Here is a 10,123-nt window from a genome sequence, read left to right as displayed (position 1 = left end):
CCCTACGCGATGGCGTAGGTTCGACGGTTACCGATACCACGGGTTTTGGGCTTGTCACCCCCTCGTTTCCACGCTGGCTAGGCGCCTCATGGATAGCGAGATGCGATCGCCCGAGCCGGCCGAATTCATGCCGGCAGACTATTTCCGCCGCGCCGGGCGCGGCGAAATCTTCGACCGCGGTGCCCCCCTTGAGGTCGATCTCGGCTGCGGCGACGGGTCCTTCCTGCTGGCGATGGCGGAGCATTTCCCGGAGCGGAACTTCCTCGGCGTCGAGCGGCTGCTCGGCCGGGTTCGCAAGGTCTGCAAGCGCGCCACCCGTCTGGGGCTGGAAAACGTCCGCCTGCTGCGCCTCGAAAGCCGCTACACCGTCGAGTGGCTGCTGCCGGAAGCCTCGGTATCGCGGCTTCACCTGCTCTGCCCCGATCCGTGGCCCAAGGCCCGGCATCACCGCCGGCGCTTGTTCCAGCCGGAGTTTCTCGATGCCGTCGTCCAGGTCCTCGAGCCCGGTGGTGAGTTCCTCTTCATGACCGACCATCCGGAGTATTTCGAGTGGTCGGATGAAATCGCCGGCAGCTACCCGGGCCTCGAGCGGCTGCCGTGGCAGGAGGGCGCATTTTTCTACCCCAAGACCGACTTCCAGCGGCAGTGGGAGGCCGAGGGCAAGTCGATGCACCGCCTGCGCCTGCGGCGGCCCGGCTGATCAGCGCTGCAGACTGATCTCGCGGCCTCCGAGAAAGGCCCGCACCACCAGGCGGTGATCGTCCGCCACCACCGACACGGCCCCCGTTTCCCCCTGGTGGAAGACCGCGATGCCCCGCGCCTCGCAGGCCTTCCGCCAGCCTTCCGGAATGCGTTCGCTCGCCGGGAATCCCTCGTGACTCGCGATCACGACCCTCGCCCCGGTGGCATTCAGGAAATCATCGCCCAGCGAGTTGTCGTAGCTGTGACGGCCGGCCACGATCAGGTCCGCCGACAGGTCGCTTCCGCCCGCCATCAGCGCGTGCTCGCCGCCCCAGCCCTGGTCGGCCACGAACAAGATCCGCCAGCCCCGCCAGTGGAGCTTCACCGGCATCACGCGATCGTCCGCCACCCGGTGCCAGTCGCGCCAATCCGGCTCACCCACCACCTCCAGCCAGGTTTCGTCGCCCAGCGGATACCGCTCCCCGGTCCGGCCCGCCACCATTCGCACCCCACGGTCCGCACAGACCGCCAGCCAGTCGCGATAGGTCGAGCCCAGCGCCCGCTCCACCGGCACCATCGCCTGCCGCACCTCGAAGGCATCGACGGCATCGATCAGACCGCCGATGTGCCGCCCGTCCGGATGGGTGGCCACGATCGACTCCGGCCGCACCGCCATCTGCCGCAGCGCCGGCAGCACCTGATCCTCGAAGCGGTAGCGGGACGCTCCGTCGATCAGCACCGCACCGTCTTTTCCCGACCAGCAGGCAGCGCCGTCGCCGCCCACATCGAACACCCACAAAAACTCCGGTGCCGGCCGGCCGCGTGCCACGGGGAAATGCCCGCCCGGCACCCGCGCCCCGGCCCGCGCCGAGCCCAAGGCCACGTCCGCCAGCCGGCCGTTGAGGTGATTGATCGTCGCGCTCCAGCCCGGAATCCACCACCCTGCCGCGGAAAAAAGGGCCAGCCCGAGCAGGGGGAAAACCACCCCCGTCAGCCACAAGCTCGCCACCACCGAAATCGGCGTGAGGATCCCGAAATGCACCGCGGTCAGCGGCGCCGAGCCCAACCACGCGGCGCTCGAAACCCCGAGCCCGTCCGCCAGAACGCGGCGCGTCCGCAGCCAGCTCTCACGCAGCGGCCCGTACAGGACCCGTGGAAGATACGGCTCCTCGCGGGTCATCCAGGCCAGCCGCTCCGCCACGCGCTGATGCAGGAGGAGGATCGCCAGCACCACGCCGAACGACAGCTGCACCCCCGCCGTGAACACCAGATCGGCATTCACCACCAGCACCAGCACGGCCGCGAACCCCAGCGCATTGCCCGCATCCGGCCGCCGCCTCAGCGCGAAGGCCCCCAGCACCAGCGCCGCCATCCATGCCGCCCGCACCGCCGGCGGCTTCAGCCCGGTCAGCCACGCATACCCGAAGATCAGCACCAGCAGCGGCACCAGCGCCTTCCGGTGCGGCACCCCCAGCAGCCTCAGCACCGCCCAGCCGATCAATCCCACCATCCCGACATGCAGGCCGCTGACCGCGAAAACATGGAGCGTGCCCGTGTTGCGGAACGGCTGGATCAAGAGGTCGTTTTCCGGGTGCTCGCCCAGCACCACCGCCCGGATCACCATCGCCTCCTCCGAGTCCGGCGCCAGGCCCCGCGTCACCGCTTCGCGGAAACCCTTTTTCACCCGGATCCCCCAGCCCGACCACGCCGGGGGCGGCCGCAGCCGCGACGGCGGCCCCGAAAAGCGGAACACCACCGCGACGTCCTGCCGGGCCAGCCACGGTCGGCGGTCGAATCCGCCCGGATTCCGCGGCCCCTCCGGCCGCTCGAACCTTCCCGCACCTTCCACCACGGCCCGCTTGCCCGGCACCGGCCCCGAACCCTCCAGCCACACCCTCCACCCTGTTTCCGCGAAGCGGCCCAGCGCCGACCAGCCCTCCGCCCCCCGCCGCCGCGGCGATTCCAGCACCTCGAACCGCCCCACGCCCGTCCATCCGGCCCAAGTCTCCGCCTCGCCGCGGGCGGCAAGTGATTGCGCGTGCAACCACCCGGCCACCGTTGCCAACAGCAGACCGGCCACCCACACGCGCCGGATCCCGGAGGCCACCGCCGCCGCTACGAGGGGCAAGCCCACCAGCAAGCCGGTCCAGACCTTGCCATCCACCCCCAGCACCGCGGCGAGCGCGATGCCGGCAAGCCAGAGGAGCGGGCGGCGCTCCACCTGTTGGCGGAGCCGGCGTTTCATGAGACCTGGGGATCAAGCCACGCCCCACTCGTGAAGCTTGTGGCGGGCGTTGGCCGAATGGCGGGTTTCCGGGAACTGCTCCATCACCTGCTGCATGATGGTCACCGCCGAAGGGCGATCGGCCAGGTCCTCGTCGTAGATTTCCGCCAGCCGGAACATCAGGAAGGCGGCGTCGTTCTCCTGCCATTCCTGCCCCTCGATCGCCTCACGGAGTGTCGTCACGGCGGCCTGCGGATTGTTCAGCTGCTCCCGCTGCAGCTTGGCGATTTCAACATACGGCAGCCGGTTCATCGGGTCGCCCGCCGCCGCGTCGCGGAAGGCAGCGATGGCACCGTCGAAGTCGCCTTGGGCCAGCTTCGCATGGGCGTCGTGCATCGGATCCGCCTCGACCTCCTCACCGCTGTCATAGACGGCATGGGTGAACTTGTGGGCCACCATCGGCAGCACGTCGATCACCGCCACCACGCCGACCAGACCGGCGGTCAGAAAGGCCAGCATGATGCCGGTCAGCGTCTTGCTGCCCTTGATGTTCTCGATCTTGTCCTTGAGCGTCGGGATTTCTTCCAGCTCCTCCTGCGAGCCATCGTAGTAACGCTGGATGGTCGCCTCGATCTCCTTGATCTCGTCGTTGCCGCTGGTCATGAAGCGGATCCATCCGAAGATGATCGCCAGTCCGAGAACAATATAGATACCGAGCTTCATTGCGCGGTCACTCTAGCAAGCTCTCCTGACCCCCCGGAAAGGAAAATCATGACTCATCCCACCCGGCGTGCCGCCCGGCCCTCATCGATGAGCTTCCAGAAGTGCTTGGATTTCGCCAGCTCCTCGTCCTCGGCCAGCGGGATTTTCGAGCGGAAAACAAAGTCCGAAAAGGTCCCGCGATGCAGCACCCGGTGGACCACGACCGACCCGTCCTTCACCTCGAAATAAAGCCGCCAGTCCTTGGTCCGGAAGCGGTAGAGCACCTTGCCATCGCGCTCGATCTTGCCGAACCGCTCGCCGTCCATGTTCTCGAGATCGTCCTCGGAAACCTTGAACTCATCGAGCAACTCCAGCTGCTCGAGCGTGTCGAGCTGCGAGATTTCCGCCGCGCTGATTTCGTTGAAGACGATCTGGAACACGCTGTGGAAGCTAAGTTCCAAGTTCCAAGTTCCAAGTTCCAAGTTCCCGATCGGCAGCTCCAAGGTCTGCCTTCGCCGGACCGGTTGCCGCTTCAGCCATCCAGAGGATCCGGGCAGCGGTCGCGCAGCCGGCACCGGCCGCAGAACTCGCCGAGGAACAGCTCATCGGCCCAGTTCATGATGCGGACGAGATCCTCGCGCTCGTCGCTGAGAAAGCCGGCCTCGAAATTCCGGCGATCCGGGTGTTTCGCGCCCATCCCGGCCCCGGTCAGGTTCGGCGAGCCGATGAAGACCTGCTTGCCATCCACCACCACGGCCTTGGTGTGCACCCGCGGGCACAGGGCCCGTTCGAACAGGTCGCTCTCGACCAGCACCGGATGGCGATCGAAGTCTTCCCGGAAGCGCGGGCCCGGTTCCTTGGCGTGGATCAAGCGCACTGCCACCCCGTTTTCCACCAGGTCGGCCAGCACGGAAAGCAACGGCAGCGAGCGCTTCCCGCGCACCACATGCAGGTCCTTCACGTCCGCCGTGATGATCCACACGAACTTGCGCGCCTCCGGGATCATCCCCTCGATCACCCGCCTGTAGATCTCCTCGTTCAGCAGCAGCTCGCGCACGGCAGGTTCCTACCACGACCGGACTGCGTGGCTCCAGCCGCGGCCGACTTTCCCCCTCGACAAAGTCCGATTCCCCGTCCATTCCTCCGTCGAGATGACTTTCCTCCTCCGCGGACGACTTGAACTGACCGCCCTCCTGCTAGGGCTGGCCACCCGCTGAGTATTCCTTTTTCCTACCCGCCGTCTTCCCGGCCGCCGCATCACCCGCGGCACCTCCGTCTTTTTTCATTTTTTCCATTCTGCTTTTTTCAAGATGAACCCATCCGCCATCGCCAAATACCGGCCGTTTCCGCCGGTCCAATTGCCCGACCGAACCTGGCCCGACCAGGTCATCGACCACGCCCCGATCTGGTGCTCCGTCGACCTCCGCGACGGCAACCAGGCGCTCCCCCAGCCGATGTCGATCGAGGAAAAACTCGAGTTCTTCGACCTGTTGTGCCGGGTCGGCTTCAAGCAGATCGAGATCGGTTTCCCCTCCGCCGCGGATACCGAGTTCAACTTCTGCCGTCGCCTGATCGAGGAGGGCCGGATCCCCGAGGACGTCACCATCCAGATCCTCGTCCAGACCCGCGAGCACCTGATCCGCCGGTCCTTCGAGGCCATCGCCGGGGCGAAACGGGCGATCGTTCACATCTACAACTCCACCTCGCCGCTGCAGCGCCGCGTCACTTTCGGCAATGCCTCCCGCGAGCAGATCCGCGACATCGCCGTGGCCGGTGCCAAGCTGGTCAAAGAACTGGTGCCGACCATTCCGCAGACCGAGGTGGTGCTGCAGTATTCGCCGGAATCGTTCTCCGACACCGAGCTCGATTTCTCCGCGGAGTGCTGCAATGCGGTCATCGACGTCTGGCAGCCGACTCCGGACAAAAAGATGATCATCAACCTGCCGGACACCGTCCAGTGGGCCACGCCGAACATCCACGCCGACATGATCGAATGGATGGGCCGTCATTTGAACCACCGCGACTCGTTGTGGATCTCGCTGCACACCCACAACGACCGTGGCACCGGCACCGCCGCCACCGAGCTGGGCCTCATGGCCGGTGCCGAACGCGTCGAGGGCACGCTCTTCGGCAACGGCGAGCGCACCGGCAACCTGGACATTGTCAACATCGCGCTGAACATGAACAGCCACGGCATTGAAACGGGCCTGGATTTCTCCGACCTGCCGTCGATCCGTGCCGTGTACGAGCGGGTGACCCGCATGTCGGTCCAGGATCGCCAGCCCTATGCCGGCGAGCTGGTCTTCACCGCCTTCTCCGGATCCCACCAGGATGCCATTAAAAAGGGCCTCGACCGCCGCGAGCGCGAGACGAAGGAGGATCCGTCGGTCCCGTGGGGCGTGCCCTACCTGACCATCGACCCGCAGGACATCGGTCGCTCCTACGAGGCGATCATCCGCATCAACTCGCAGTCCGGAAAGGGCGGCGTCGCCTATGTTCTGGACCGCGAACACGGCCTCGATCTGCCGAAAACCATGCACCCGCAGGTCGGCAAGACGATCTATGACCTCGCCGACCAGCGCGGCCGCGAGCTGACGCCGGACGAGATCCGCGACGCGTTCTTCGAGCTGTTCGCCAACGTCGAGGAACCGCTCGCCGTGCAGGATTACGAGCTGGTCCACTCGACCACCCAGAAAGGGCGTGTCGATTGCCACGCCACCATCCTGATGGCCGGCGAGGAAAAGCAGGTCTCCGGTCAAGGCAACGGCCCGATCAATGCCTTCGTCCACGCCTTGGAAAACGCCGGCCTGAAGGATGTGAAGGTCACCGACTACCGTTCCCACGCGCTGCGCGGCGGCTCCGGCTCCGACGCGGCGGCGTACGTTCAGGTCCAACACGACGACGGCCGCATCCTGTGGGGCTGCGGCATCGACCCCAGCATCGAAATGGCCGGCCTCAAGGCGCTGGTCACCGCGTGGAACCTGCTCCGCTAGCGCCCGTCGGCGTGTCTCCTCAACGGCCCCGCTGGTGGTTTCCCGGCCGCCCGGGGCCTTCCCCCCGCCCGTCCTTTTCCACCGGCAGCATCACGGTGGCGAGGATCAGCGCGATGCCTGCTCCGATCCCCAGAAGGATCGGCCACAGGCGCTTGCGGGCGGCGATCTGCCAAAACCATCGCCAGTGGAGCGCCAGGTGGGCCACCACCAGCACCAGGAAGCCGTAGGAAAGCCACGCATGGAGGTCGCCCCAATCGTGCCTTCCCCAGCCGAGGGCCGAGAGTCCGCGTCCGCCGCGCGAACCGGGAGGAAGCCGGAAGGAAATCAACAATCCGGTCCCCGCCAGCGCACAAAACACCAGCCAGATCAGCCCGTTGCAGATCCGGGGAACCAGCGTTCGGGCCGACGGACGGCGCGTCGCTACTCCTGCCATGACCCGCTCACGGTGGACCGAAACGCCGACAGCCGTCTCCGCGCATCCCTCGAAAAACCTGCCTTCACTTGCTGGATGCCGCCTCACATGACCCCCATCGCCAAGAGCTGCTTTTCCGCCGCCTCGGCCCAGCCGCGGTTGGCGGCGGGGGATGCCGGCGAGGGGTGCAGCACCTTGCCCACCACGCCCTGCCAGCCGATCCGCTCCGCGGCGCTCCGAAGCTTGGTTTCCGCATAGGCCCCGACTCCGATCAAATACTGCGGTTCCAGTAATTCGACCACCTTCGCGAGGTGCTCCATGCACGCCTCCTCGACCGGCTCCATCTCCGCGGCGGGCAGCTTGTCGGGCGTGAGGTTCGCCCCCGTTTCGCTCATCCAGACCAGCGGGCAGTAGTTGGCCACGAAGTGGTCGGCGAAGAAGTCCTCGGCCCGGGGAAAGCGCTCCGCGAAATAACCCCACAGCCGACGCCCGCTCACCTCCGATCGCGCGCAGGCGAAGCCCTCGATCGGCCGCTTCGGATGCTCCGGCTCGGGCTTGCCGACCTTTTCCTCGATGCCCATCCAATCGCGCACCGCCGGGATTTCCCCGAAGGGCACGCCGGTCTGGGCCATGCCCCACGGGCCGGGATTCATGCCGAGAAACAGCACCCGCTTCTTTCCCCCGCCGAAGCGCTGCAGGTAGATCTCGTGCGGCTTGCGGGCGTAGTCGGTGGGCAGATAAACGTGGGACGCTTTGGAAAACGCCAGCGGCTTCAGCGCGGCGGTCAGCGGCCGGGAAGCTTCGATCAGGGCCTTGCTCATTTCGATTCCAGTGCCTTGCGGGCGAGGCGTTGCAGCTCGCGGCGATGCGCGGACTCCGGAGTGCCGTCGGGTAGCGGCGCGCCCTTGGTGTGGACCCGGACCAGCCCTTCGCGGGCCAGCCATTCATGCAGCCAGCCGCCGCCCGGCATTTCGACGAAGGCGTGGAAACGACGGTCGCCGAAGGGATCGTCCCACTCGGTATAAATCGTGAGCGGCTTGCCCTTCAGCATGGCCTCGACGCGGTGCTTCGCGTCCTGGCCGATCTCCACCACCTCCTTGTCGGAAACGCGCATCTCGAGGGCTTGCTCGTGGATCCGCTGGTGGTTGTTGCGGCCGCCGCCGTACTGGCGGAAGGCGCTTTCCGGGGTATCGACGAAATACAGCCGGAACTGCTCGACGCGGCCGTCGGGGAGCCGGAGCCGGAAGCTGTCGCCATCATTCTGGCGGTGATCGACCCACTGGCAGCCATCGAAGCGCTCATAGCCATTGACCACCGCGGGTTTGCCGGCGGACGCCTGGGTTTTCCCGTCCGCGGCCACCGGAGGGACCGCGGGATGGTCGCGCCAGCCGCGCAGCAGGCCGGGCCTCCATTTCTCCACGCCCCACAGCCCCACGGCCAGGACGAGCAGCAGGATGACCTGCCAGCTGTTGGTCTTCGCCCGGATGGCCATGCTTCAGAGCCCCTTGAAGCCGCGGTATTCCTGGAAGGTGCCGATCGGCACCGCCTGCTTGCCCCACTCCTTGTTGAGCCGGCGGTAGCGGTTGATGAACTGGGTGGGATCGGCCCAGTTTTCGAGGTTGCGGCCCACGCTTTCGCGCTGCATGCCGATACTCAGATTGTGGCGGATCTCGAAGTGAAGGTGGGCAGGATACATGCCGCGGTTCGAGCCCATCTGACCGATCTGCTGGCCGCGCTTCACCTGGTCGCCGACCTTTACCGTGAACTTGAGCAGGTGACCGTAGAGCGAGTCGCAGTATTTCACCTGCCCGGTGGAAGGGTCGCGATAAGCGTGGCGGATGATCACCACATTGCCCCAGCCGACGTGCACGTCGTAGGCGAAGACCACCACGCCGTTGGCCGTGGCGTAGATCGGATCGCCAAGGTCGGTATCGCCCCCACCGCGGCCGTTCCAGTCCTCGCCAAAGTGCACCGGCGGCCTCAGGCGCATGCCGCGGGCCTTGTAGTAGCCATCGGCGTTGGGTTTCCCCACCGGAAAATCGAAGCCGTCGGCGATCGGCACGCGGACGGTCCTCTGACCGAAAGCCATGCCCATCATGGCCGCGGCCATCACCAGCACGGTCAGGAGCTTGGAAATCATCGGCGTCGCTCTCGACATGGGGCCGATGTTCAGGGCCCGGCCCGGCCCGGAGCAAGTGAAATCAAGCCGCGCCAAAGCCGTGGAAGTCAACAGCCACCATCGCCGCCATCACCAGCGCCAGCGCGACCCGATAGTAGCCGAAGACGCCGAGGCCACGCCGGTTCAGGTAGCCGACCATCCATTTCACGGCCAACGCGGCGGCCACGGTGGCGGCGATCACGCCGACGACCAGCGGGACGAGCCCGTATTCGTCCCACATCAGGAGTGCGCCGCCGGCCATCGAGTCATAGCGGTCGCCGAAGCCCTCGATCGGCCACACGGCCTTCTTCGCCGTGGCGGCGGTGAGCGTGACCACGCCGAGCAGGAAGGAGAACTCGACCGCGGCGCTGAGCCTCAGGCCGACCAGCACCCCGCCGAGAATGGTCATGAGGCTGCGGCTGGTGCCCGGCCACATGGCCACGCATTGGGCGAAGCCGATGATGAGGGCCATCTTGATCGTGATCTCGGAAAGCTCGACCCCGCGGGTGCCGCCGCCCTTTTTCATCCAGCGATCGACGAACAGGATCGCCACCCCGCCGACAAACAAGGCCGCGATGACCGGCTTGAGGCCGAAAAGCCGCTCCTCGATCCAGTCATTGGCCAGCACCCCGATGACCGCCGCCGGCATGAAGCCCGCGATGATCGCGATCAGCAGCTTGAGGCCCTCCCGATCTTTTCCGAAAAGTCCAAAGATCATCTGTCTCACCCGCGGCCAGTAGAGCCCGAGCACGGCCAGGATCGCCCCGGCCTGGATGCAGATCGCGAAACAATCGGCCGCCGCCTTGTCGCGGCCCTCGAGACCGATCGACATGAACCGCTGGGCCACGATGAGGTGCCCGGTGGAGCTGACCGGCAGATACTCGGTCAGCCCTTCGATGATGCCCAGGATGAGCGCTTGGATCCAGTTCATGACGCCGGCGGAGCATGGAGAA

General features: G+C 66.4%; 11 protein-coding genes. 2 read left to right on the top strand and 9 right to left on the bottom strand.

Features of this window, described 5'->3' with window-relative positions:
* Positions 1-127: 127 nt before the first annotated feature.
* Positions 128-700, top strand: coding sequence for a tRNA (guanosine(46)-N7)-methyltransferase TrmB (gene trmB, locus ABXH26_RS10060; protein ID WP_353566933.1), 573 nt, complete (start codon positions 128-130; stop codon positions 698-700).
* On the opposite strand, the gene ABXH26_RS10055 is transcribed toward trmB, so the two are convergent.
* From ABXH26_RS10055 to ABXH26_RS10040, 4 genes are all read right to left on the bottom strand, one after another.
* Complete coding sequence (locus tag ABXH26_RS10055) at positions 701-2,926, bottom strand: ComEC/Rec2 family competence protein (RefSeq protein ID WP_353566932.1); 2,226 nt, start codon at positions 2,924-2,926, stop codon at positions 701-703.
* A gap of 12 nt (positions 2,927-2,938) precedes the next feature.
* Positions 2,939-3,628: a tetratricopeptide repeat protein gene (locus tag ABXH26_RS10050; RefSeq protein ID WP_353566931.1), complete on the bottom strand. Its 690-nt coding sequence runs from the start codon at positions 3,626-3,628 to the stop codon at positions 2,939-2,941.
* 53 nt (positions 3,629-3,681) lie between these two features.
* Complete coding sequence (locus tag ABXH26_RS10045) at positions 3,682-4,068, bottom strand: hypothetical protein (RefSeq protein ID WP_353566930.1); 387 nt, start codon at positions 4,066-4,068, stop codon at positions 3,682-3,684.
* A 71-nt stretch (positions 4,069-4,139) separates the two neighbouring features.
* Positions 4,140-4,664, bottom strand: coding sequence for a phospholipase D-like domain-containing protein (locus ABXH26_RS10040; protein ID WP_353566929.1), 525 nt, complete (start codon positions 4,662-4,664; stop codon positions 4,140-4,142).
* Positions 4,665-4,917: 253 nt separating this feature from the next.
* Between ABXH26_RS10040 and leuA the strand changes: the two genes are divergently transcribed.
* Entirely contained in the window at positions 4,918-6,600 is a 1,683-nt protein-coding gene (leuA, locus tag ABXH26_RS10035; RefSeq protein WP_353566928.1) for a 2-isopropylmalate synthase, read from the top strand.
* Positions 6,601-6,619: 19 nt separating this feature from the next.
* Here leuA and ABXH26_RS10030 read toward each other — a convergent pair whose 3' ends face one another.
* The 5 genes from ABXH26_RS10030 to ABXH26_RS10010 all read right to left on the bottom strand — a co-directional run bounded on the left by ABXH26_RS10030 (position 6,620) and on the right by ABXH26_RS10010 (position 10,101).
* The gene (locus ABXH26_RS10030) at positions 6,620-7,033 is read right to left on the bottom strand and encodes a DUF4405 domain-containing protein (RefSeq protein ID WP_353566927.1); all 414 of its coding nucleotides are present in this window, start codon (positions 7,031-7,033) and stop codon (positions 6,620-6,622) included.
* Positions 7,034-7,116: 83 nt separating this feature from the next.
* Positions 7,117-7,833, bottom strand: coding sequence for a uracil-DNA glycosylase family protein (locus ABXH26_RS10025; protein WP_353566926.1), 717 nt, complete (start codon positions 7,831-7,833; stop codon positions 7,117-7,119).
* A complete protein-coding gene (locus ABXH26_RS10020) occupies positions 7,830-8,504 on the bottom strand; it encodes a hypothetical protein (protein ID WP_353566925.1) in 675 nt (224 codons plus the stop codon). The genes ABXH26_RS10025 and ABXH26_RS10020 overlap by 4 nt, the downstream gene beginning before the upstream one ends.
* A 3-nt stretch (positions 8,505-8,507) precedes the next feature.
* On the bottom strand, positions 8,508-9,170 hold the full coding sequence (locus tag ABXH26_RS10015) for a murein hydrolase activator EnvC family protein (protein ID WP_353566924.1): 663 nt from the start codon (positions 9,168-9,170) through the stop codon (positions 8,508-8,510).
* Positions 9,171-9,213: 43 nt separating this feature from the next.
* Positions 9,214-10,101, bottom strand: coding sequence for an undecaprenyl-diphosphate phosphatase (locus tag ABXH26_RS10010; protein ID WP_353566923.1), 888 nt, complete (start codon positions 10,099-10,101; stop codon positions 9,214-9,216).
* Positions 10,102-10,123: the final 22 nt, after the last annotated feature.

Source organism: Haloferula sargassicola, from assembly GCF_040362925.1.
In the GTDB taxonomy this organism is placed as follows: domain Bacteria; phylum Verrucomicrobiota; class Verrucomicrobiia; order Verrucomicrobiales; family Akkermansiaceae; genus Haloferula; species Haloferula sargassicola.
This window is presented reverse-complemented; position numbering and strand designations above follow the sequence as displayed.